Origin of the sequence: Nodosilinea sp. P-1105 (assembly GCF_012911975.1) — a bacterium.
In the GTDB taxonomy this organism is placed as follows: Bacteria; Cyanobacteriota; Cyanobacteriia; order Phormidesmidales; family Phormidesmidaceae; genus Nodosilinea.
In genome coordinates this window covers 101496-123945 of record NZ_SMDQ01000008.1, presented here as the reverse complement: position 1 = coordinate 123945, position 22450 = coordinate 101496, and the positions used below count along the sequence as shown (strand labels likewise).

Annotated in this window: 20 protein-coding genes; 14 read left to right on the top strand and 6 right to left on the bottom strand. The window is 55.8% G+C overall.

The window, feature by feature from the left end; all coding sequences use genetic code 11:
* Positions 1-186 precede the first annotated feature (186 nt).
* Both E1H13_RS05770 and E1H13_RS05765 read left to right on the top strand, forming a co-directional pair.
* Positions 187-504, top strand: a complete 318-nt coding sequence (locus tag E1H13_RS05770) for a hypothetical protein (protein ID WP_169612453.1) — start codon at positions 187-189, stop codon at positions 502-504.
* A 3-nt stretch (positions 505-507) separates the two neighbouring features.
* Positions 508-2124, top strand: coding sequence for an amidase family protein (locus E1H13_RS05765; RefSeq protein ID WP_169612452.1), 1617 nt, complete (start codon positions 508-510; stop codon positions 2122-2124).
* A gap of 440 nt (positions 2125-2564) precedes the next feature.
* Here the strand turns inward: E1H13_RS05765 and E1H13_RS05760 are convergent, their stop codons facing one another.
* From E1H13_RS05760 to psaK, 4 genes are all read right to left on the bottom strand, one after another.
* The gene (locus E1H13_RS05760; protein ID WP_169612451.1) at positions 2565-2807 is read right to left on the bottom strand and encodes a hypothetical protein; all 243 of its coding nucleotides are present in this window, start codon (positions 2805-2807) and stop codon (positions 2565-2567) included.
* Complete coding sequence (locus tag E1H13_RS05755) at positions 2804-2998, bottom strand: hypothetical protein (RefSeq protein ID WP_169612450.1); 195 nt, start codon at positions 2996-2998, stop codon at positions 2804-2806. Before E1H13_RS05755 ends, E1H13_RS05760 begins: the two co-directional genes overlap by 4 nt.
* 176 nt (positions 2999-3174) lie before the next feature.
* Positions 3175-4386, bottom strand: a complete 1212-nt coding sequence (locus E1H13_RS05750; RefSeq protein ID WP_169612449.1) for a site-2 protease family protein — start codon at positions 4384-4386, stop codon at positions 3175-3177.
* 198 nt (positions 4387-4584) lie between these two features.
* Complete coding sequence (psaK, locus tag E1H13_RS05745; RefSeq protein WP_169612448.1) at positions 4585-4857, bottom strand: photosystem I reaction center subunit PsaK; 273 nt, start codon at positions 4855-4857, stop codon at positions 4585-4587.
* Between the two features lie 98 nt (positions 4858-4955).
* Between psaK and E1H13_RS05740 the strand changes: the two genes are divergently transcribed.
* Positions 4956-5660 carry a phosphoribosylanthranilate isomerase gene (locus E1H13_RS05740; RefSeq protein WP_169612447.1) on the top strand — a complete coding sequence of 235 codons (705 nt, stop codon included), beginning with the start codon at positions 4956-4958 and terminating at the stop codon, positions 5658-5660.
* A 47-nt stretch (positions 5661-5707) separates the two neighbouring features.
* Entirely contained in the window at positions 5708-6613 is a 906-nt protein-coding gene (locus E1H13_RS05735; RefSeq protein ID WP_169612446.1) for a M48 family metalloprotease, read from the top strand.
* Between the two features lie 234 nt (positions 6614-6847).
* Here E1H13_RS05735 and E1H13_RS05730 read toward each other — a convergent pair whose 3' ends face one another.
* Together E1H13_RS05730 and dnaA are read right to left on the bottom strand one after the other, a co-directional pair.
* A complete protein-coding gene (locus E1H13_RS05730; protein ID WP_169612445.1) occupies positions 6848-8113 on the bottom strand; it encodes a glycosyltransferase in 1266 nt (421 codons plus the stop codon).
* Positions 8114-8248: 135 nt separating this feature from the next.
* Positions 8249-9628 (bottom strand): chromosomal replication initiator protein DnaA, encoded by a 1380-nt coding sequence (gene dnaA, locus E1H13_RS05725; protein ID WP_169612444.1) that lies wholly within the window; start codon positions 9626-9628, stop codon positions 8249-8251.
* Between the two features lie 339 nt (positions 9629-9967).
* Between dnaA and def the strand changes: the two genes are divergently transcribed.
* From def to E1H13_RS05675, 10 genes are all read left to right on the top strand, one after another.
* Positions 9968-10543 carry a peptide deformylase gene (gene def / locus E1H13_RS05720; RefSeq protein WP_169612443.1) on the top strand — a complete coding sequence of 192 codons (576 nt, stop codon included), beginning with the start codon at positions 9968-9970 and terminating at the stop codon, positions 10541-10543.
* Positions 10544-10805: 262 nt separating this feature from the next.
* Positions 10806-11159 carry a hypothetical protein gene (locus E1H13_RS05715; protein WP_169612442.1) on the top strand — a complete coding sequence of 118 codons (354 nt, stop codon included), beginning with the start codon at positions 10806-10808 and terminating at the stop codon, positions 11157-11159.
* A gap of 134 nt (positions 11160-11293) precedes the next feature.
* Complete coding sequence (locus E1H13_RS05710; protein WP_169612441.1) at positions 11294-11848, top strand: YqhA family protein; 555 nt, start codon at positions 11294-11296, stop codon at positions 11846-11848.
* Positions 11849-12153: 305 nt separating this feature from the next.
* A complete protein-coding gene (locus tag E1H13_RS05705) occupies positions 12154-13284 on the top strand; it encodes a transporter substrate-binding domain-containing protein (protein WP_169612440.1) in 1131 nt (376 codons plus the stop codon).
* A 286-nt stretch (positions 13285-13570) separates the two neighbouring features.
* Positions 13571-14956 (top strand): amidohydrolase family protein, encoded by a 1386-nt coding sequence (locus tag E1H13_RS05700; protein WP_169612466.1) that lies wholly within the window; start codon positions 13571-13573, stop codon positions 14954-14956.
* Positions 14957-15148: 192 nt separating this feature from the next.
* Positions 15149-16147, top strand: a complete 999-nt coding sequence (locus tag E1H13_RS05695) for an HAD family hydrolase (RefSeq protein ID WP_206070081.1) — start codon at positions 15149-15151, stop codon at positions 16145-16147.
* Positions 16148-16523: 376 nt separating this feature from the next.
* Entirely contained in the window at positions 16524-17513 is a 990-nt protein-coding gene (locus E1H13_RS05690) for a transporter (protein WP_169612439.1), read from the top strand.
* Between the two features lie 272 nt (positions 17514-17785).
* Positions 17786-18967, top strand: coding sequence for a linear amide C-N hydrolase (locus E1H13_RS05685; RefSeq protein WP_206070079.1), 1182 nt, complete (start codon positions 17786-17788; stop codon positions 18965-18967).
* Positions 18968-19445: 478 nt separating this feature from the next.
* Entirely contained in the window at positions 19446-20696 is a 1251-nt protein-coding gene (locus E1H13_RS05680; RefSeq protein ID WP_169612438.1) for a hypothetical protein, read from the top strand.
* Positions 20697-20819: 123 nt separating this feature from the next.
* On the top strand, positions 20820-22313 hold the full coding sequence (locus E1H13_RS05675; protein ID WP_240966476.1) for a glycosyl hydrolase family 57: 1494 nt from the start codon (positions 20820-20822) through the stop codon (positions 22311-22313).
* The last annotated feature ends 137 nt before the right edge of the window (positions 22314-22450 follow it).

Sequence of the window (22450 nt, the reverse complement as noted above, 5' to 3'; positions counted from 1 at the left end):
CCCAAAATTTGGTCGAGCGCCGCTGGAAGGTGCGCCAACACCCACCAGCGGCTGACCCCTTCGACAGATAACGGCTGTCTCGGAGGCTGAGTAGCATTTTACTCGTGGCCGCTCCGAACTGCACCATGTCTGGGAGCGGCCAAATTTTGGGTTTCCTACCCATTCGTTTCTTTGGAGGAAACCCTGATGTTGTGTTTTACCCGCCCAGATCTCCGAGGTCTTCAAGACCTGGGAGATCCAAATCCTTTGCACCTGACCACCCCCAACCCCCAGCCAGGGCGGGAGCGATTGCGCCATCTGGTGATGGGCTCACCGGAGGGGGTGCGAGGGGCGATCAATGACGTGGTGCTCACCTACCCCGACACCAGAACCTACCAGAGTGATGTGGTGGTGCCCCTGAAGCTGCTAGGTAATCTCTGGTACAGAGCCATATCCACCCCTGAACTAGGGTTAAGACGCACCGGGGATAGGAATCCCCAGGGCAGCTATATAAGTGAGGAATAGGGCATGGGGTTTTCTAAACGACTGGCTCTACTGACGGTAATAACGACATTGAGCAGCAGCCTGCGCCCGGCCTGGGCAGAACGCTTTGAGTTGCAAGAGGCTACCCTATCCGATATTCAGGCCGCCTTTGAGGCCGAAGCCCTCACCTCGGTTGAGTTGGTGCAGCTTTATCTCAATCGCATTGAGGCCTACGACAGCCAAGGCCCGGCTATCAATGCGCTAATTACAGTCAACCCCGAGGCGCTGGCCATCGCTGCTGAGATGGATACCGCCAGAGCCGCCGGAGAGATTATGGGGCCACTCCACGGCATTCCTGTCATCCTCAAAGACAACTTCAATACTGTGGACCTACCCACCACCGCTGGCTCAGCAGTACTGGCCGAGGCCATACCCCTGACAGATGCGTTTGTGGTGCAACAGTTGCGGGCCGCTGGAGCCATCATTTTGGCCAAGGCGAATATGAGCGAATTTGCCGCCTCCTACGGGCGACTGGGCTATAGCTCAATGGGGGGATTGACCCTGAACCCCTACAATCTAGGCCGCGATGCCTCGGGCTCTAGCAGCGGCACGGCGGCGGCGATCGCTGCCAACTTTGCGGTCTTGGGTACAGGCAGCGATACAGCCGGTTCGATTCGGGGGCCAGCGGCGGTGGCAGGGCTAGTGGGGATCAAGCCTACCCTGGGGCTGACCAGTCGGTCGGGCATTGTGCCCCTGACGCTGTCGTTTGATGTGGTTGGTCCTATGGCTCGCACGGTAACCGATGCCGCGATCGCCCTGGGAGTCATGGCCGCCCCAGACCCAGCCGACCCAGTTACCCTCAGTGGCCCTAGCACACCCATTGCCGACTATACCCAGTTTCTCGACGCCGACGCCTTAAGTGGTGCCCGCATTGGTCTGGTGCAAAACTTTTTAGGCGGCAACCCCAGGGTCGATGCCCTAACCGCCGAGGCGATCGCTCAAATCGAAGGTCTCGGAGCCACTGTGGTGCCCATCGATCTGCCTGAGGCGCTAGACTCGCCCTGGACCTACATGACCCCCGCCTGGGATAACGAGTTTAAGTTCCAGATCGAGGCCTATCTGGCGACGCTGCCCGACCCGTTTCCCCAGACCCTGCCAGCACTGATCGAAGCCAGTCAGGTACCTGCGATCGCAGACTCAGCCACTCCTATGAACCCCGCCCGGTTAGAGAGCCTAGAGGCTGCCCTGGAAGCCAGCGGCTTAGCAGACCCTGGTTTGCTGTATAACCTGACCTATGAACTACCGAGGGTGCGACAGTTACTGCTAGAGGCCATGGCTGAGAATAGTATTGATGCGCTGATTTACCCAACCATGGCCTGCCCAGCCAGCCCCATTTACACTGTTGAGGCTGACCCCACCTACGTTTGCAGTGCCGACGACCCTTACGAGGCCGGGTATCTAGCTAATCTGTCTGGCTTCCCCGATATCACTGTACCCATGGGTTTTACGGAGGCGGGGCTACCCATCGGCCTGTCATTTATGGCCGAGGCCTATAGCGAGCCAAAGCTACTGGGCTTTGCCTTCGCCTATGAGCAAGCCAGTCTCGTGCGCCAACCCCCGGCGACAACCCCGGCGCTATCCGGTGAAGTCATCGACTATTAGTCCAGTGCAGATGGTGATTCATCAGGGCTGGTCAGTCAGCTTGGCTAATCTTGAATAGTCGGCAAGGATACAGCCAGGGGCGATCTCGAATGGCTTCAGCTCAACGGGATCAGGGGACTGCCTGCCGTCCTATGGTTCATCCCAGCCCAGGGCATTATCAGCACTTCCGACCAGGGCCAGGTGACAGCCCCCACCCCCGCCCTCGCCAGCCTCAACCTGCCGAGGGCCACCATTGTCTCTGTGGGCGATGGTGACACCCTGCGGATGGATTACCAGGCTGTGAGTGTCCCTATGACGTTGACGCTATCGGTCGTTCCTGCGGGGAACGGTCCACCTATAGCCGTTCTGGGGGAAAGCGGGGGGACTGCTATTTGTAAGCATTGCCCACCACTCGGGAGAAAGTTTCCTAGAAGTCACCTAAGTTCTAAATATCGCTTCATCTAATCTGGTTGCTCCTCGGTAAATTGGTCGATCGCATCCACCATACCTTCAGAATAAGACTCTAAGACAGTGGCACACACATGGAGGTCGGCTAAGGCTTGGGTAAAGGCTTCTTCATTAGCGTCAGAACCTTGGGTTTCAAGGATTTGGATGGCTGCGATCGCCTTCTCAAGCTGAGGTCGATAATCTGCCAAATAGCGCTTGAGTCGCGTCAAGGATGATTGCGAGATAGCTTGAGTCATAGCTTAAGCCTCCTTTCGAGCTTGGCAATTTGCTGTCTACAGTTAGCTACGGTTTTTTCCCAATGACTGATCAATCCTTGATCTTGTGAGGCAGAAGGCTTTTCTTGCTCTTGGGCAATTTTGGCAAGATGCTCAGCTAATGCTCGCCTGTGCCCTTCTAATTGCTTGCGATACTCCTTATTCTTACCCACAGTGCTATCTGGAAAATTAGCTAGCTATACGCTGTCCAGGTAGGCCAACCCGGCAGGTGAATCAACTGGGTCAAGGACTGCATAGTGCTCTGGCACGCTCAACCAATACTCTGAGGCTCCAAGATCAAGCCTGGCCGCATTCGGCTGAATTACCTTGAGCAGCAGAATCTGCACCCCTAAGCCTTGGCCTCTTCCATGACCGATCGGGCGATGGACGGCAACTGTAGGCCGGGCGGATACTGCCCTTCGTCCTTGATCCGTTGAATCATTGCCGGGGGCACTTTCATCCCCAGGCGCTGGGCGATCGCCTGGACAACATCTCCCCGGTCGAGGGTGCCAGCCACCGCATCGGCGGGGGTTAGCACTGTAATCCTGGGAATTTCTTGGGTTTCAAGCTGGTCGATCACTTCTGTGAGGGGGGTGCTTTCTCGCACTGCGGGGATCGTGAGTAGTGGTTTTGCCATTTCGTGCAGGGTGATGACCTCCCACTGACTGCGCTCGATGGCGCGGATATCATCGACGGTCACCAACCCCCGATAGCGGCCTTCAGAGGCGGCAAAGTAGACTGGCTGGCGGTTTTCTTCGAGCAGATAGCTATCTGCAAATTGACGGATGCTGATCTCTGCATCCACCACTCGAAAGTCGCGAGCCATGGCATCAACGGCGGTCAGGGACAACATGGCCTCTTGCAAATTGGTGACCTGGTTGTAGGCGGCTGCATTACGCAAAGCAAACCAACCAATGGCGGCAATCCATAGCCCAGAGAAGTCTTGGTACAACAGGGCCAGAGAAACGCCGACGATAATGGCCAACCAACCCAGGGTTTGACCCGATCGAGCTGCCCAGCGAATGCCCTGCATGCGACTACCGGTAAATTTCCAGACTAGCGACTTCAGGACCTGGCCCCCATCCAGGGGTAGCCCTGGAATCAGATTAAACAGGGTGAGTACCAGGTTAATTTGAGCCACATTGGCCGTAATTACGGCCACCGGCTCAGGCAATCCAGGGCTGATGGAAATAGCCGCTAGCAATAGAAACAGGCCAAAACTGACCAGCGGCCCAGCGATCGCGACTTTGAGTGCATCTCCAGGGGTCTTAGATTCTTTATCGATGGAGGCGATGCCACCAAATAAAAAAAGTGTGATGGAGTTGACGCCAATGCCCTGTATTTTGGCGGCAATGCTGTGGCCCAACTCATGGAGTAGCACAGAGCTAAACAGCAGCAGGGCCAGGGCCAGGCCCATCACCCAGGCTAGGTTGCCCCACATAGCATGCCAGGCTGGCTGCAACCCATAGGAAACAGTCACCAAAGCCAGAATAATAAACCAGGAGCTATCGACAAATAACGGAATGCCGAGAATCGCCCCAATACGCCAGCTGGATTGCATAACCTAAGTCCTAGGAACAGCAACCGGGATATGCCCTGGGGTTGGGTGTACAGGTTGTACAGAATGGAGTCAGGTCTCTCCCGGTATATTTCTATTCTAATGGAGGGATTTGCTGGATTTACTGGGTTTGCTAGATCTGGTAAGCCGCGATCGCCAGATACCTAGACCCAGCCCTCCAGCGGTCTAGGGCAGCCTGGGCTACAGTAGACCAGCATTACCCAAGCCTAAAATCATTCCAGCCCCGAGAATGTGTCCCAAGCTGCCAATGGCCAACAACTCTGGCAAGCCGAACCCTTCAAACACCATAGGCAACCCTACTGGCAGGGCCGGCCCCGCCCCAGGTTTTTGAATCGCATATTTACCAATTGCCAACACAAAAACGTTGCAGAGAATCATGATCAACGCCACCTTAAACGACCACTCAGGGGTAGTTGGGACGGTTTGGGCTAGCAACACGGTTGAAAATAGCACTGTTATCGCTCCTAATCTGAATCTGATCACAGCTTGAATCATTTCGGATTATAAGAAGCCGTAGAATCTTACTTAACAGAATGTTCAATAGAGTTAACATGCAGGTCAAGATTTGTGGCATTACCCAGGTGGAGCAGGCCCTGGCGATCGCAGAGTTAGGGGCCACCAGTTTAGGGTTTATTTGCGTACCCCAATCCCCTCGCTATGTGACCCCAGCGGCGTTAACCCCCATTACCCAAGCCCTGGCCGCCAGTGATCGCCCTGTGACCACCGTCGGCGTGTTTGCCAATGCCGATTTGTCCCAGATGGTGGCCAGGGTCCAGCAAAGCCAACTACAGGCGGTGCAACTCCATGGCACCGAACCCATCGATCAGTGTCAACAGCTGCGGCAACGGTTGCCCCACACCAAACTGATTAAAGCGATTCGGGTGCGTCAGGCCGACGATTTAACCCTGGCCCATACCTATGCCCCCCATGTGGATGCCCTGTTGCTGGATGCTTATCACCCGGACCAATTAGGCGGTACTGGCCTTACCCTAGACTGGCAGGCCCTGCAAACCTTTGCCCCCAGTTGTCCCTGGTGGTTGGCCGGGGGGTTAACCCCAGCCAACGTGGCCCAGGCCCTATCCACCCTCAGCCCCCAAGGGCCTCAAGGAATTGATCTATCCAGTGGGGTGGAAGTGCAGCCTGGCCTGAAAGATATGGCCCTGGTGCGACAGTTATTTCGCCAGTTGGCCCCCTGGTTGTCAGCTCTGCCGCAGCAGCCTTGGGCCCCAGCTCTGCCCCAAGATAGAGCGAGTTAGGCCCTGACTCTGGGATGCTAGAACTATTTACGTTGAGGATCACGGCTATGGCTGGCATGAACTTGTTCAAGACATTCGCCCTGCTGGCATTGCTCAGCGGCTTAATTGTGCTGGCGGGCTATTTACTGGTGGGCAATGAGCAAGGGCTGTACTATGGCCTGGGGTTTGCGGCCTTGAGTAGCTTTGGCTCTTGGTACTATTCCGATCGCGCTGCCCTGTCTGCCTTTCAGGCCAAGCCCACCCCCCGAGAAGAGGCTCCCGATCTGTGCGATCGACTGGAACGTCTGAGCGATCGGGCTGGCATTCCTACCCCAACCCTCTATGTGGTGCCCTCAGAGTCGCCCAATGCCTTTGCCACTGGGCGTGACCCTAACCACGCGGCGATCGCCCTCACCCAGGGCATTATTGACCTGCTACCGCCGGACGAATTGGACGCCGTGATCGCCCACGAACTGACCCACGTGCGCAACCGCGACACCCTCACCCAAGCGGTTGCCGGTACGTTAGCTGGTTCCCTGACCTTTTTAGGCCGAATTTTGACCCTGGGGGCGCTATATTTTCCCATGGCCCGGGTGGGCGGTCGGCGGGGCAACAACCCCCTGGTGATTTTGTTTTTGCTGGTGGTAGGCCCCGTGGCGGCTGGTCTGATTCGCATGGCCATTTCCCGCACCCGAGAATACGCCGCTGATGCCGGGGCTGCCGACATCACCGGTAACCCCCTGGCCCTGGTCAGGGCCCTAGAAAAGCTGGAAGACCTGGGCCAAAAGGTGCCGATCCACGGCAACCCGGCTTTTTCGCCTTTATTTATCGTCAATCCCCTTTCCAAAGAAGGGATGATGCGGCTGTTTATGACCCATCCCCCCATCGACGATCGGATTCAGCGGCTGAAGCAGATGGCTGAACAGGCCAAGGCAGAGGCGCAAACAACCCCAGCGGTTAGCTCCAATGGGTAACCCGTTGAACCAGGTAGAGCATCGGTAAGACTAAAACTTAGAGTCCCGTAGATTGGGGGAAACGCAGGGTCACCCAACAGCAGTCAGCCTTGTTGGGTTCTGCTGGCGCGCCACCCAACCTACAAACTATGGCTTGTATGGTCTTAGCCCCCAAACCCCCAAACTTGGGGGCTTCAGATCCCCCCAGAATTGGGGGGCGGGGGGGCAAAGCTGTAACATTAAGCAGCCCTGGTGTTATTTGATTTGGGTGACTCGCCAGCTCAGCTTTAGATTCAGCCAAAAATTCCAAAAGGTGACCACCGCGATCGCAATCAAATTGGCCAGATAGGCCCACCGTTGGCCAAACACCAGGTTGTACACCCCATTCAGCACCAGCACATTCAGCACCAGCCCCGCCAGGCAGATCAGGTTGAACTTGAGGAATCGCTTCAGCCGCGCTGACCAGCCCCGCTGCTGCAAACTCACATCGGCGAAGGTCCAGGCATCGTTCCAAATAAAGTTGTTGATGATCGCCACCTCCGCCGCCACAATTTTGCTGCGGGTGAGGGGCAACCCCAGGCTGCCATGCAGCAGATAGAGCATGGCCATATCCACCACTACCCCGCTCAACCCCACCAGGCCAAACCGCACAAACCGCTTCAGGGGAAACCGCTGATGCACCTGAGAGATGCGACCCCCCAGCCGCAGCCGCAGCAGGTGATGCATGTAGTCTACATACTGGCGCCAGGTGACTTTGCTGGCCCCCTGCTGGCGCTCTTGAAACACATAGCCCACTTCTGCAATGGTGTGAACCTTGCCCCGCCCCAGCACTTCTAGCAGAATTTTGTAGCCTTTGGGATTGAGGATCGGCCCCGCGATCGCCCGCCGCTGCACCATAAAATAACCACTCATCGGATCGCTCACTCGCCCCACCACCTGGGGCAGCAACAACAACCCCAAGGTTTGGGCCCCCCGGGATAGCAGGCGGCGGGCCAGGTTCCAGTCGCTCACTCCACCCCCGGTCACATGGCGGCTGGCCACCGCCAGGTCCGCCCCCTGGTGCATAGCAGCCAGCAGATCCGTTAACACCTGGGGAGGATGTTGCAAATCGGCATCAATCACCGCCAAAATCTGGCCCCTCGCCACCTGCCAACCCCGAATCACCGCCGAAGATAGGCCGCGCTCTGTCCGGCGGCGCATCACCCGCAGCTGGGGATAGGTGGGGGTCAAGCCCAGGGCTGTTTTCCAGGTGCGATCGGGGCTGTCGTCGTCGACCAAAATCAGCTCGTAGCGGTGGGGCATCACCCCCTCCAACAATTGGGTCAGCTGCTCCACTAACACAGCCACATTGGCCGCTTCGTTGTAGGTGGGAATCACCAGGGACAGGTCCAGGGGGCGATCGCGCCCCAGCCCAACCCCAGCTTCCCCCCTCCCCGCAGACTGGGGCGGACCCTCAAGGGGAACCTGGAGAGGACCCGTGGGGCAGGGAACCAGGGCTTGCAGAAGGGGCTGGGAAGGCATGGCCAAACAATAAGACAAGCAATGATCCTACAGCAGGGCCGACCGACCGTAAACGCCAGGTGGTCTGTTGCCAGACCGGCTGCATTGGCTTACCCCAGAACTCAATGTTCTTCCTGGGAGCAAGGATTGAGCCAATTAACCATTGAGCTGGATGCGATCGCCCAGCTTGCGAATGATTTGGGCCAGATCCAGATCTCGCTTCATCTTTTTTTCTACCGTGTTGCAGCCGTACATCACGGTCGTGTGGTCTTTGCCGCCGAACGCTTCACCAATCTTAGGCAAACTCAGTTCCGTGTGCTGCCGCATCAGGTACATGCCAATCTGGCGAGCCTGGCTGATTTCCCGACGGCGAGAACTGCCTTTCAGGTCTTCCACCGAGACATTGAACTGCTCTGCCACCGCCGTCAGCACCGCCGTCGGGGACGCTTCGATCTTTTCCTTAGACGGGGTCAGCACCGTCGTCAAATTTTCCACACTCATGGTCAGGCCCGAGATGGAGGTGTAGGCGATCGCCCGGATCAGCGCCCCCTCCAGTTCACGAATGTTGGAGGTGTAGTTAGCGGCGATGTACTCGATCGCCTCTCGGGGCAATTGCACATGCTCGTACTCTGCCTTTTTTTGCAAAATGGCCATGCGGGTCTCATAGTCGGGCGGCTGGATATCGGCAATCAATCCCATGGAAAATCGAGAGATCAACCGGTCTTGCAATCGCTGAATTTGATTGGGCGGCCGGTCTGACGCCAGCACAATTTGTTTGCCCGCTTCGTGCAGGGTATTGAAGGTGTGAAAAAACTCTTCTTGGGTGTATTCTTTGCCTTCAATAAACTGAATATCATCCACCAGCAGAATATCCACATCCCGATAGTGGGAGCGGAAATGTTGCATGCTGTCTTTGCGAATGGCAGCAATCAGGTCATTCGTGAACTGTTCGGTGGACACATAGGCCACCCGCGCCTGGGCAGAAATTTCCTGCCGGTAGTGACCGATGGCTTGCATCAGGTGGGTTTTGCCCAGACCCACACCGCCACAGAGAAACAGCGGGTTAAACTCCCGCCCCGGCGACTCGGCTACCGCCAGGGCGGCGGCATGGGCCATGCGGTTGTTGGCCCCCACCACAAACCGGGAAAAGACCGCCTTGGGGTTAAGGGCGTTGTAAGCGTCCTGCTGGGGGTCTGGGGCAGGTCGGTGGATGGGGGTTGGGCGAGGAACCGGCTTTGGCCAGGCCTGATCAGCCACCGTCGGAGATGGCATCGGGTCGGCGACGGTGTCCGCTACGGTGACTTGCACATCCACCGGCTTACCTAAAATATCCTGCACCACCCGACTAATGGTATCGACATAGTGCTTTTGCACCCAATTGCGGGCAAAGGGGTTGGGGGTAGAAATTACCAGGGCCTGATCGCTCAAGGCCTGGGCCTGGGCTGGCTTGATCCAGGTTTCAAAGGTGGGGCGACTCAGCTGTAATTGCAGCTGTTGCAGCACTTCTTCCCACAATCGATTCAGCGCCTGATCCACAGCCCACCTCTGAACAACGTTGACAAACTGGTGCAGCCCCTGCGGGGATGCCGAGTGCCTGACCCCTACCCAGGGGACACACCCCCCAGGGATCTATAGGGTACTAGATATGGTTACATAAAGTGTCTTTTGGTCTACATATGGTGCCAGTGAGCGGGTGCGCAGCGTTGACCCATCCCCCAAGGGATACCAAAGGTTGATCCATTGGTTTGATGATCCATTGGTGATAGACAGGGAGATCATGGCTTGATATCCCTGTTGGTCTATTCAAGCACGCTAACCTGGAGGTTAGACGAGGATGTTTCAATGGCCTCAACAATGGCCTCAACTTTTTGATCTATGGATCCATCGACACCGTTAATTACCCTCGGGAATCCGATTTTGCGGCGGCGATCGCGCCCTGTGTCCAACCTGGCCGATCCCCAGGTGCAGGGACACATTGACCAACTGCTCACCACTGTAGAAGCTGCCCATGGGGTGGGTATTGCGGCCCCCCAGTTGGGTTGGTCACAGCAGATTGTGGTTGTGGCTTCTCGACCGAACCTGCGCTATCCCCAGGCCCCAGCGATGGACCCCACCGTGCTGATCAACCCCTGGATAGTCGCCCACAGCCCAGACCAGGTGAAAGGCTGGGAAGGTTGCCTGAGTGTGCCCGGTCTGCGGGGGCAGGTGCGGCGCTACCAAACTGTAGCGGTCGCCTATTTAGATCGTTGGGGGCAGCCCCAGCACCAGATCTGGTCAGACTTTGTGGCCCGGATTGTGCAGCATGAGCTGGACCATCTGGCCGGTCACGTTTTCCTGGACCGGGTGGCGTCATCGGCCGATGTGCTGTCAGAACAGGATTACCAGGCCATGGTAATCGACACATTTGGCTCGGTGATATTACAGGATGCAACAACCCCAGCCAGTTCCTGAAAAATATCCAACAGAACTGAGGCATCTCGAAAATCTGCCCTATCCTGGAGTCCAGATTAATCGTCTGACCTGATCACGGGTGTTCAGTCAAAACCTCATGCCGGGAGATGCGGCCTGAGGTTTACGGTTTAAGGTGCAAGGTCTACGGCTGACCGTGAACCGCATACCGTGAACCGTAGCCCCGTTATCTCTGGCTTGACAAACCACTAGCTCACGAGAGAATCACCTTAAAGCCATGGTGCGCTGAAGCAAAGGAGGCAGTTTGAGTTTTAATCAACAGCCCAACATCATCCGGCTCAACATACTAGACACCGACTACGCCAAAATGGCTGCTGGGGAAACTATCCCTGAAGAGAAGAAGCAACGCCTAGCCCAAGACAGCTATGACTTTGACAAGCTAGGGCAGTACATCGCTCGATATCGCTACGGCGGGCTTGATCAGCAGGGCAAGGACGATATTCTCTGCACCATTGCCACCACAGCGGGGCTGTTTACCCTGGCTGATGTTGAAGACATCAACGATCGCCTTCGTTACCAGGGCCGGTTCTACCTCACCCCTGGGGAGCGGCAGCAGGTGGTGAACTGGCTAATAGACGAGCTGGGAATTAGCCTATAATCACTCTCATGTTCCGCTACTGATGTCCCGCTACTGAAGTGTGACGGGTTTGAGCAAGGGTATCAGGCCTTAGGTATCAGGTGTCAGACAGAAACTGTCTGATCGTAGGGGCTGGCAGTTAACCGGAAGGACCCATGGAACGTTTGCTATTGAATGCTCGCCATCTAATTAGTTTGGCGGTTGCTTCAGCTTTGGTAAGCTCAGGCGCTATTTTGGTTTTTGGGGCCATTGTCACTGTCAGAAATGTTGGTAGTATGTTTTTGGCAGCAGAGTTTACCACAGAAGCCTCAAAAAAAGTCGCCCTAGAAGCTATTGAAGTTCTAGACCTTTTGTTTTTAGGCGTGGTCTTGTACATTACTGCGATCGGGCTGTATCACTTATTTATCAGTTCATCCCTACGGTTGCCTCGCTGGTTTGCCATCGAGGAATTTGAGGATCTCAAGGTCACCTTGATCAGTGTGGTAATGGTATTGCTGGTGATTAATTTTGCCAGTAGCGTATTAGAGTTGACGAGTGCTGCAGATGTGTTTAATCTCGGGGCTGGCATTAGCCTGGTCATTGCTTCGATCGCGCTAATTCTCTATGTGCGCAGTAATAGCAGTAATAAAAGTAAAAGAGATTACCTCAATCCGCCTAATCCGCCAAGATTAGGTGGCGATGCCCGATCTGACGCTGATGGTGAAGGGTAGTCTTTGCTCTAAGCTAGGTGTGAGCCGTCACGGTTAAAGCCGAAGATAGCGATGGGTGGGTAGAAGACACAGCTTGTCTGGCAAGCTTCTCACGTTAAATTAAAGTTAAGCTCCTGTTCTAGGAGGTGCATAATAGTGGGTTACATCTCCAATGGTGTGCCACTCGTGATCTATATGCGATGCAGAATCCACTTAATCGGTTTCCTGGATCAGTTGTGAAGCGTCAGCTATGGCTTACTTTTAGGCGTTTTACTCATCGACAGAAGCGGCGGCGTTGGGGCAGATTGCGATCCAGGTCGGGGTTAATGGTTGGGGTGGTGACGGGGGTAGTTTGTGTACTTCTGCTGGCGATCGCTCCAGCCCATCCTCAACCAGAATTAGACTTACCCGGTGCTATGTCTGAAGAATCCGCTGCCCCACCTCCGCTGCGCATTGCCACGCACCTGATGCGCCCCGACGCCTTTGAGCAAGATGGAGAGTTGGTGGGTTTTAGCGTAGATATCGGTCGGGCGGTGGCTGAGCATCTTCACTGGGAGCAAACCCCGGTCGCTATCACTACCCATACCAAAGTGCACGACGTGCTGGCGGCGCTGCGGACGGGCGAAGCCGATTTGGCGGTGGCGGCCATCCCCATTACCAGCCAGTATGAGCGGGAGTTCGACTTTTCTCACCCGATTTTGGCAGCGGGCCTGCAAATTATGGTGCCAGAGCCCTCTCAGCAACGCCGCTCGGCTGAGCAAGAGATTTTGCAGCGCATCACTAGGCCCAATTTGCTGCGGTTATCGGCTGTGGTGGCGTTACTGATGGTGATACCCGCCCATGTGGTCTGGTACTTTGAGCGCAAAAGCCAGAACAGTGTGATTGAGCATACTGCCTACTTCCCAGGGATTTTTGAGGCGTTGTGGTGGACGGTCCTGGCCCTGGTAGGGCAGGCGGAAGAAATGCCCGATGCCCCGGTGGGCAGGCTGGTGGCTCTATTTTGGGTGTTTGTCGGGATTGTTTACCTGACCTATTTCACGGCGGGGCTCACCGCCGAGATGACCCTGCAAGAGCTGCGGGGCGGTATTCATGGTCTGGAGGATCTGCAAAATCGCCCTGTGGCCCTGGTGGCCGACGATACGGTGGTGGAGTATCTGGAGGGGCACAACCTTCGCCGGGTGATTAAGTTTGACCAGCCCGAGCAAGCCTACCAAGCCCTGGCGGATCAGGAGGTGGACGCTATTATTGCCCCGCGACCGATCTTGCTGCACTTTGCGACCTTTGAGCCCGAGGTCAGGTTTGAGGTAGTGGGTACGCCATTTTTGGAAAAATTCTATGCGATCGCCATGCCCGAGGGCAGCCCTTACCGTACTCCGGTCAACCTAGCTATTCTCGCCCTGCGAGAAGATGACACCTATGCTCAGATCTATCGCAAATGGTTTGGGGTGGCTCCCTAGCACTGGAAGGCAGAAGACAGTAGGGCGTAGCCCGTGCGCAGAAGGCTGAAGGCTGAAAGGAAATCCCTTGTGTTTCAAAGCTTTCCAGACGTATAGATAGGGGGTTCATGTCCGATTCTGACCGCTAGGACGGGGCTTTACATACGTTAATGCTGGTTTGCCCGAGCAGAAGACTGCTGGTACCCTGCTGAGGGCTCTAGTCAGGGATAGTTCTTTCCCTCCCAGTGTTAATTCTTCCCTTGGCTAAGAACCCAACCCTTAATTCAACCAAATTATTTCTATGTCTATGCGATCGCGCTACATTGCCCTGGCCCTAGGCGTTTTGCTGCTAGGGCTGATCGGTTTCATGTCTCCATTGACCTTTGCTCAGAGCCCAGCGCCCCAAACGTCCCAGCCCACCGCCGTTCTATTTGAAAACGTGCGGATATTTGACGGCACTGCCGAGCAACTGTCGGCACCCTCCAACGTCCTGGTGGTGGGCAACCAGATTGAAACCATCGATACCCGACCGTTTCCGATTCCGGCGGGCAGTGACCTGACTCGAATCAATGGCGAGGGGCGGGTGCTGATGCCGGGGCTGATCGATGCCCACACCCACCTGTTTATGGAGACCAGCACCCAGGAAGAACTGGAGGCGGGGGCGGGCTCACCGGAGCTGCTGTTTCGCAAAGCGGAAGAAAATGCCACAGCCATGCTGCTGCGCGGGTTCACCAGCGTCCGCGATGTGGCCGGGCCGGTGTTTGAACTGAAGCGATCGATTGATCGGGGCGATGTGGTGGGGCCGCGCATCTGGCCGTCAGGGGCGATGATTTCCCAGACCAGTGGCCACGGCGATTTTCGAGAAGTCGAAGAGCTACCTAGGACGCCGATGTCGCCGCTGAGCCCAGCGGAAGAGATCGGGGTGAGTGCGATCGCCGATGGAGTGCCCGAGGTGCTGCGCCGTTCCCGTGAGCAGCTAATGCGGGGGGCCAGCCAGATTAAGCTGGCGGCGGGGGGCGGGGTGGCCTCAGCCCACGACCCGATCGACGTCAGCGAATACACCGAAGCCGAGTTTAAAGCGGCGGTGGATGTGGCGGAAAACTGGAACACTTATGTGGCCGTCCATGCCTATACCGACAAAGCCATTCAGACAGCGCTGCGGGCAGGAGTTAAAAGCATTGAGCACGGTCAGTTGATGGGTGAGGAAACCGCGCAGATGATTGCAGAGAAAGGCGCCTGGCTGAGTATGCAGCCCTTCCTCGACGATGAAGACCGCAACCCTTACCCAGAGGGATCGGCCAACCGGGCCAGGCAGCTGATGGTGGCTGAGGGTACCGATAGGGCCTATAACCTGGCCAAGAAGTACAACATTAAAACTGCCTGGGGTACAGACACGCTATTCAACCCTCAAGGATCTCCGCGTCAGGGAGCCAAGCTGGCCAAGATGGTGCGGTGGTACACCCCGGCGGAAGTGCTGAAGATGGCCACCAGCACCAATGCCGATTTACTGGCGATGTCTGGGCCGCGCAACCCCTACGACGGCAAGCTCGGGGTTGTAGAAGAGGGTGCTCTGGCAGATTTGCTGCTGGTGAATGGGGATCCGCTGGAGAATATTCAGCTGATTGAGGATCCGGCAGCGAACTTTTTGGTGATTATGAAAGACGGGATCATGTACAAAAACCGTCTGGGCTAATTACTAAAGGTTGACGGGGCCTTACTTTCTCCCTAAAGTACTGGCGGTGGATCGGATATTTTTACTAATACTCCCAGATCCCTAAATCGTTCCAAGTTTGCATGGTCGTTGGTCTTTCTCTAGATATAGGGTTGTTACCTAGGTGACTGTCGTAACAACCCAGGTTTTTATGCAGACTTGTTAGGTGTGAGGATGAAAAAGTTAATGTACCTGATCATGGCTGCGACCCTGGCTGTGGTTTTAATTTGGGCTAATGGTCTTCTGGGGTCGGCTTTTGCTGTTGCCAATGATCCATTGCCCCACTGGAATGACGGCAAGGTCAAGCAAGGCATTATCGAGTTTGTGGCTCGGGTGACTGACCCCGACAGCCCCGATTTTGTCGCCCCAGAGGATCGCATTGCCACCTTTGACAACGACGGCACTCTCTGGGCCGAGCAACCCTACCCTCAACTGCTGTTTACCATGGCAGAGGTGGATGCTCTGGTGGCGGCAAACCCGGAGTTGCGATCGCAGCAGCCCTACAAAGCGCTGTTAGACCAAGACTTTGACTACTTCAAAACGGCCGAAGAAGAGACTCTAACCGAGCTTTTGGCCGCGGTCTATGCTGATCGCACCCAGGCAGAGTACGAAGCCGAGGTGCAGCAGTTCTTTGCCACTGCCGAGTATCCCACCTTGGGGGTGCCTGTGACCGAAGTCACCTATCTGCCCATGGTCGAATTGCTCGACTACTTGCGAGACAACGGCTTCCAAACCTGGATCTGCTCTGGCGGCGGCATCGATTTAATGCGGCAAATCAGTGAGCCTTTCTATGGTGTGCCACCCCAGCAGGTGATTGGCACCCACATCCAAAAAGATTGGCGGGAGCACGATGGCGAAATGGTGATTTGGCGCTTGCCAGAGCTTGTCCTGGTCACCGACAAAGAGGGCAAGCCCATTGGTATGGATCTCCACATCGGTAAGCCCCCGATCTTCTCCGCTGGCAATGTGCGCTCTGGGGGCGACATTCCTCATCTGACCTATTCCCAGCAGCAGCAGCCCTCCATGCAGTTGATGATCAACCACGACGATGCCGAGCGGGAATTTGCCTATGCCGAGCCTGACAATGCTTCCCTAAATGCTTCGGCGGAGAATGGCTGGACGGTGGTCAGCATGAAAGATGACTGGAAAACTATTTTCGCTTTTCAGCAATAGAGCTAGGGATTGGTTCAAATTAGCCGTAGGTTGGGTGGCGCGCTAGCAGAACCCAACAAGCCCTAAATCCTCGACGAGTGTTGGGTTTTCTCCCCTGGAGAGGAGACGCTGAGGGCAAAACACACGCTACGCGAACGCTGCGCTGCACCCAATCGACCCAACCTACAGTAGAGACGTGTCAGGCAATCAGCCTCACGTTTCTTGGCAGCTTGTTTTTCGGGCGTATTCTTTAAGCTGGTAAGCTATGTCCGTCATAGTATTCAGGGGTCAGGATTCAGAATACAAGAAGGGCCTAGATTCTGGCTTCTGGCCTATCTACTAGAATTTACCGACTTAAGTTTAGTTTCACGTTTCTTTATTGTGGTGGAGTGACGACATGGGATTAGATATTAGCCAGAAAGTTAGATCCATATTCGCCGGGGTTGTCTGCCTGGCTACTGCTTTAGTGAGTTCTGAACCTGTCCAGGCTCAAGCCTATGGGCCACGCCAGTTTCTGCCAGCCCCAACTGACACAAATGCTGCTCTCTTTCAGATCAAAAACTTCCAGACTAACACCTCTTTTGATATCAGCGAACCCTTGCCAGAACTGGATATTGATGTCAATACCACGGCTTTTGTATTTACCTATATTCGCAATTTCTCCATTGCTGATACTTCAACTCAGATTGTCCTAACTCAACCCGTCGTCACTGTAGATGCTGGTGCAAGTGCAGGGGAGCTACGTGCCTCTCGTCAGAATACTGGACTAGCTGATGCCCAGGCTGAGCTCCGAATTGGCATTCTTGGTGCCCCTGTGGTTGATATTCCAGAATATGTGCAGTACTACTTTTCCGAAGAAAATCCCAATGTCGTCATGAAAGGGTTATTAAACGTAACCCTCCCTACCGGAAACTACCGCACTGATCAGGTGATCAACATTGGGTCGAACCGCTTTGCTTTTCGGGCAGGGTTACCTACCACCATTAATCTGGGGCCAAACTGGGCACCTGGTAATCGCACGCTGCTGGAGATCATCCCCTCAGTAGATGTTTTCACCAACAATAATTCGCCTTCATTCTCGAGTTTTAATTTCAGACCTAATGTCACGTCTCAAGCGCCCATATTTAGGTTAGAAAGCCAGCTCTCAACAGATTTAGGAGAAAAATATTTTGCTGCACTAGGTGCCTACTACATTGGCGGCGGGGCCACCTCCAGCGATGGTGTTGACAATAACAATGCTCAGTCTTGGCTGGGGGTAGGGGGCACGTTAGGGGGGGCTCTTTGGGAGGGAGGTCTGCTGACAGTTGGCTACGGCGGGGTCGTTCTCCGGAATGACAACAGCCCGAGGGGCACCCTGTTCAATTTATATCTTCGGCAGTCGTTTTAGGGTAAAGGTGTTTGAAAGACAACAATAACTAGAGTCTAACTATGCTCTTTAAACAGTATCGTCATGGGTTAACCATTGCGTTTATATCGGGGCTGGTGGGGTTGGTCAATATCTCACCCTCAGCAGCCTCTACTCAGTTTGCCCAATCAACTTCCCCTGAGTTTGCCTACCGTTGGCATAGGGCGATGTTAGAGGCAGACTTGCCTAAAAATTTTGCCGACCGATTGGCAAAGCCTACTTTTAAGTCAAATTCTGGTGTTTGGAGATTGACAATGTTTTCTAGAGCCCGTTTGCGTGAATCGATGATTGCTATTGCCCTGGGACTGGTGGGGTTGGCCAATGTGGCACCGGTCATGGCCTGCACCAAGCTCACCTATCTCGATGCCAACGGCAACGCCTATCATGGGCGAACAATGGAGCTGGGGGGAGATTTACCCTGGTTGTTGACCTACTTTCCGGCAGGGCAAACTTTTGAATCGGATGTGGACGGCGTTCCACCGTTGACCTACACCGCCCAGTACGCCATGTTTGCGGTGACGATTCCCAACCGTGCGCCCACCGACACCTCTCCCCTGACAGCGAATGAACTCAAGGTGGTCGAAGGGATCAACGAGCAAGGGCTTTCGATCAGCATCCTGGCTTATCCCTCGGCGGCGGGGACTCAGCGACAGCTGGATGTAACCCAGTCGCTGCTCTCGGTTAACGACATGGGGTCTTGGGCGCTGGGGCAGTTTCAGACTGTTGAGGAAGTCAAGGCTGCCCTGGCCGACCAGGCCGTGGTGTTTACCCCGGCGGCCGCGATTGGTGGGGCAGAGGCTCCGGTGCACTTTGTGCTGAACGATCGCACCGGGGCCACCATCGTGGTCGAATTTCACGAAGGTGAGATGGTAATCTACGACAACCCGGTGGGGGTGATGACCAACGGCCCCCAGTTTGACTGGCACCTGACCAACCTCAATAACTACACCCACCTGAGCAATGTGGATCAGTCAACGGGTACGTTTGGCACTTTGCCGGTGAATCAGCCCGACTCGGGCATTGCCACCGCCAGCTTGCCCAGCTCAAATACTTCTGTTGGCCGGTTCGTGCGGGCGGTTTACTATGCCCAGTTTGCCGAGAAAGCGTCTGACCCCGATGGGGCGATTCTCACCCTGGCCCGGGTGATGAATAACTTTGATCGGCCTAAAGATATCACCTACGATCCCCCTGGCAGCGGAGGTGGGGAAGGGGATGCCCTGGCCATGGGGGACACCGAATATACCCCCTGGACGATTCTGGCGGATCTCAGTCAAGCGCGGGTGTTTCTCCGCACCTATTACGGGTTGAACTACACCATGTTTGACCTTAGCCAGCTGGCTGATACCGATGAGCTTAAGGTGATGCCAATCTCTGCCATCGATGGTTTAGGTTCCGATGGCACATCGGCCCTGCTCAGTGTTGACATGCCGCAGTAGGCAAAGGGGGGAGGATCTGTGCCTCCCCCAAGCCCTCTGGGCAGGCTACGCCAACAATCCCCCTCTCCCCAAAATGGACGTAGCTTGCTTCCCGTAGGATGGGGAAGGCCAGACAAGGGTTTCAAAATGGGCAAAAGTAAGACCAGATAAGAGTTTCCGGCTCCCCTACCTCCCGCCCTGGGAGGAAGGGGCTGGGGGATGGAGGGAAAGCCCAAACGGGAGAAACTCGCTCTCGGCTGAGGTCTTCCCTCTCCCCAAACCCCTCTCCCAGAAGGGCGAGGGGCTTTGAAAGCTCTACTCCCCTACCTCCCGCCCTGGGAGGAAGGGGCTGGGGGATGGAGGGAAAGCCCTGCCCACAAGGGTCTCAGGACTTATGTGTACTTAGCAGCGCTCTTCCAGCGATTTTGATGATCCCAAACTGAGGGTTTGGGGTTGTTAAAGGTCAGAGTTTCTATAAACATTTTGTGAGGGTGAACTCATGCGCTTAAATCATGGATTTTTGAAACGAATGTTCTTGGGTGGGGGAGTGTTGGCGATCGCCTTTGCCTCAGCCCAGTCCCCAGCCTCAGCATCCCCTGCCCCAACGATTGAATCCGCTACCGGCGAAGCCCATGGGGATGACCTGGTGCTTGATGTGGGCATCACTGAAACCCCAGAGATCTCTGGGAACCTGGCCGAAATGTTTGCTGAGAGCCTCACGGTTGAATCAGACCTGGGGTCAGCTGACCCCACGGCTATGCAAGCCTTACCCTTGTCCTTTGCTGAGCTACCCGAAAACTACGACAACCCTGACACTTGGGTGGCAACAGCGGAGAGTCTAATCCCCCTAGACCCAGGGTCGACGGTCGAGGAAACGGCGTTGCCCAGTTCCCAGCCTGGGCCTGCCCTGGCCCAGGTGAGACCCGCTAACCGGGGGGATGACTGGGAATTTGTGCTGGAGCCCTATATCTTTGTACCCTTTAGTGTAAATACCGATGTGACGGTGGGGGGCTTCACCCAGTCGGTTTCAACGGGTTTGGGCGACATTCTCAGCCTCGACAAAGTCTTTTCCGGTGCCCTGCGCTTCGAAGCTCGCAATCCCCAGTACGGCTTTTTTGCCGATTTGTCCCACATTTTTGTGCGGGATGGGCGCACTATTATTGACTTTCCCCTGCCTCCTCTAGTTGCAGAGTTAGCCTCGCTGCGGACGGGCCAGCCGATTCCACCGGGCATTCCCTTAGACGTGGATGTGACGGCCACCGGGCGGACGACCACATTCAACCTGGGCGGTTATTATCGAGTCGTCGATCAGTTCTTGGGCACCACTACCACCAATGCCCCGACCTATCCGCGGCTGTTGGTCGATCCCTACCTGGGTCTGAGTCTGGTAGCGCTCAGTAGCTCCCTCGAATTTGACGTTGACCTCGGTCCTGTCGTGCTGAGAGAGCTCAGCCGCAGCGACTCTACGGTGCTGGTGAAGCCGATGGTGGGAGCCAAACTCAGCCTTGAACTGTCTGACCGGTGGGGTCTGGGCCTCCAGGGCGGCATCTCTGGGTTGGCGATTGGGGCCGACGAAGCATTTGCCTGGAACCTGCTGGCTGGTGCTCGCTACCGCTTTACCAACACGTTGGCCCTACAGTTGGCCTATCAGTATAAATACTCCAGGTACCTGATTGGCGAGGGCATCAGCCAATTTGGCTTGGATCAGTCCCAAAGCGGTCTATTGCTTGGGCTGGACATCACCTTCTAACTGGCTCTGGGGCATCGGCAGACCCACCAGCCAGAAATTTTCTGTCAGCCGTGCTGTAAATGCCGCCTGGGGTGCCACACTAAAAGTAATCTTGTTTTCTGATTACGTTAATAAGGACTGCCTATGACCGGCGCTACTATGTCACCCCTAAATTTATCGGCCCTGGAGGACGGGTTGCCCCCCATCGCCGGCTGGGAGGCAGAGATCGCCGCTGCCATGGGGTCTCAGCAGTCGGTGTTTTTGCCCCATACCAATCTATCCCTGGACCAGATTCAGGCCGGGTTTGCGATCGCTCTCCACATGCACCAGCCCACCATCCCGGCGGGGAGTCAGGGGGAATTGATCAACCACCTGCAGTACATGTTTGAGCATCCCTACGATGGGGATAATCACAACGCTGGCCCCTTTGCCTACTGCTATGCCCGCCTGGGGGACTTCATTCCTGAGTTGGTCAACCAGGGCTGTAATCCTCGGGTGATGCTTGACTACTCGGGCACCCTGCTGTGGGGACTACAGCAAATGGGGCGCCACGACATTCTCGATAAGCTGCGACGAATTACCCACGACCCCGCTTACCAGCCCCATGTGGAATGGTTGGGTACCTGCTGGGGCCACGCCGTGGTGCCCTCCACTCCCATCCCCGATTTGAAGTTGCACATTCGCGCCTGGCAGCATCACTTTGCCGCGATTTTTGGCCTGGATGCCCTGGCCCGGGTGCGGGGGTTTTCGCCGCCGGAAATGCACCTGCCTAACCACCCTGACGTGCTTTACGCTTTTGTCAGCATGCTCAAGCAGTGCGGCTATCAGTGGTTGCTGGTGCAAGAACACACGGTGGAATCCCTGGGGGGGCATCCCCTGGCCCAACCTCACCTGCCCCACCAGCTGGTGGCGAAAAATTCTGCGGGCCAGGTGGCCGATATCACGGTATTGATTAAAACCCAGGGCTCGGACACCAAACTGGTGGGCCAAATGCAGCCCTACTGGGAAGCTAAAACCCTGCACCCTGTAACCCTGGGGGATGGCGTTGTACCGCCCCTGGTCAGCCAAATCAGCGACGGCGAAAATGGCGGCGTGATGATGAACGAGTTCCCTAGCGCCTTTATGCGGTCCTGGTACGAGATGCGGGATCAGGGGGGTGGCCGCAGGGGCGTCGTTGGCTTCAATGGCACCGAGTATTTGGAACTGCTGGCCGAGGCGGGCTATGGTCCTGAGGTCTTCCCCAGCTGCCAGGCAATTGGTCAAAGTCGTCTGTGGGCCGAACTGGGCGATCGCACTGGTGCAGAGGCCGTCGCTGCAGCCATTGCTGCGATCCAGCTCCAGGACAGCAACTTTCATATGCAGGGGGGCTCTTGGACCAGCGATCGCAGTTGGGTTGATGGCTATGACAACGTCATGGTGCCCCTAGAGCGGCTGAGTGCCCAGTTTCACCAGACCATGACCCGCCAACCTGAACAGGGGGAAGCCCTAGAGCGACAACCCCGCTACCGCAATGCCCTGCTGCATAATTTGCTGCTGCAAACCAGTTGTTTCCGCTACTGGGGCCAGGGCACCTGGACCGACTACGCCAAGGAAATCTATCAGCGGGGGCAAGCGATCTTGACCCACGATTTTGATTAGGGAGAACGTTTCCCAGAAGTCACCTAACGGCTTCCTCGCCTAGAGGAAGCCACCCCTACTTCTCCCAGGAGGGGATGATTAGGTTGAAAGCTCTTTTTTACTGGAAATCTGTGTCGCCGACATCTATCTAGTACTCT

Bases quoted from the DNA above. Each gene is read 5' to 3' on its own strand.
- E1H13_RS05770 (WP_169612453.1), top strand. From the start codon at position 187: ATGTTGTGTTTTACCCGCCCAGATCTCCGAGGTCTTCAAGACCTGGGA.
- E1H13_RS05765 (WP_169612452.1), top strand. From the start codon at position 508: ATGGGGTTTTCTAAACGACTGGCTCTACTGACGGTAATAACGACATTG.
- E1H13_RS05760 (WP_169612451.1), bottom strand. From the start codon at position 2,807: ATGACTCAAGCTATCTCGCAATCATCCTTGACGCGACTCAAGCGCTAT.
- E1H13_RS05750 (WP_169612449.1), bottom strand. From the start codon at position 4,386: ATGCAATCCAGCTGGCGTATTGGGGCGATTCTCGGCATTCCGTTATTT.
- E1H13_RS05740 (WP_169612447.1), top strand. From the start codon at position 4,956: ATGCAGGTCAAGATTTGTGGCATTACCCAGGTGGAGCAGGCCCTGGCG.
- E1H13_RS05735 (WP_169612446.1), top strand. From the start codon at position 5,708: ATGGCTGGCATGAACTTGTTCAAGACATTCGCCCTGCTGGCATTGCTC.
- E1H13_RS05730 (WP_169612445.1), bottom strand. From the start codon at position 8,113: ATGCCTTCCCAGCCCCTTCTGCAAGCCCTGGTTCCCTGCCCCACGGGT.
- def (WP_169612443.1), top strand. From the start codon at position 9,968: ATGGATCCATCGACACCGTTAATTACCCTCGGGAATCCGATTTTGCGG.
- E1H13_RS05710 (WP_169612441.1), top strand. From the start codon at position 11,294: ATGGAACGTTTGCTATTGAATGCTCGCCATCTAATTAGTTTGGCGGTT.
- E1H13_RS05705 (WP_169612440.1), top strand. From the start codon at position 12,154: ATGGTTGGGGTGGTGACGGGGGTAGTTTGTGTACTTCTGCTGGCGATC.
- E1H13_RS05700 (WP_169612466.1), top strand. From the start codon at position 13,571: ATGCGATCGCGCTACATTGCCCTGGCCCTAGGCGTTTTGCTGCTAGGG.
- E1H13_RS05695 (WP_206070081.1), top strand. From the start codon at position 15,149: ATGAAAAAGTTAATGTACCTGATCATGGCTGCGACCCTGGCTGTGGTT.
- E1H13_RS05690 (WP_169612439.1), top strand. From the start codon at position 16,524: ATGGGATTAGATATTAGCCAGAAAGTTAGATCCATATTCGCCGGGGTT.
- E1H13_RS05685 (WP_206070079.1), top strand. From the start codon at position 17,786: ATGTTTTCTAGAGCCCGTTTGCGTGAATCGATGATTGCTATTGCCCTG.
- E1H13_RS05680 (WP_169612438.1), top strand. From the start codon at position 19,446: ATGCGCTTAAATCATGGATTTTTGAAACGAATGTTCTTGGGTGGGGGA.
- E1H13_RS05675 (WP_240966476.1), top strand. From the start codon at position 20,820: ATGACCGGCGCTACTATGTCACCCCTAAATTTATCGGCCCTGGAGGAC.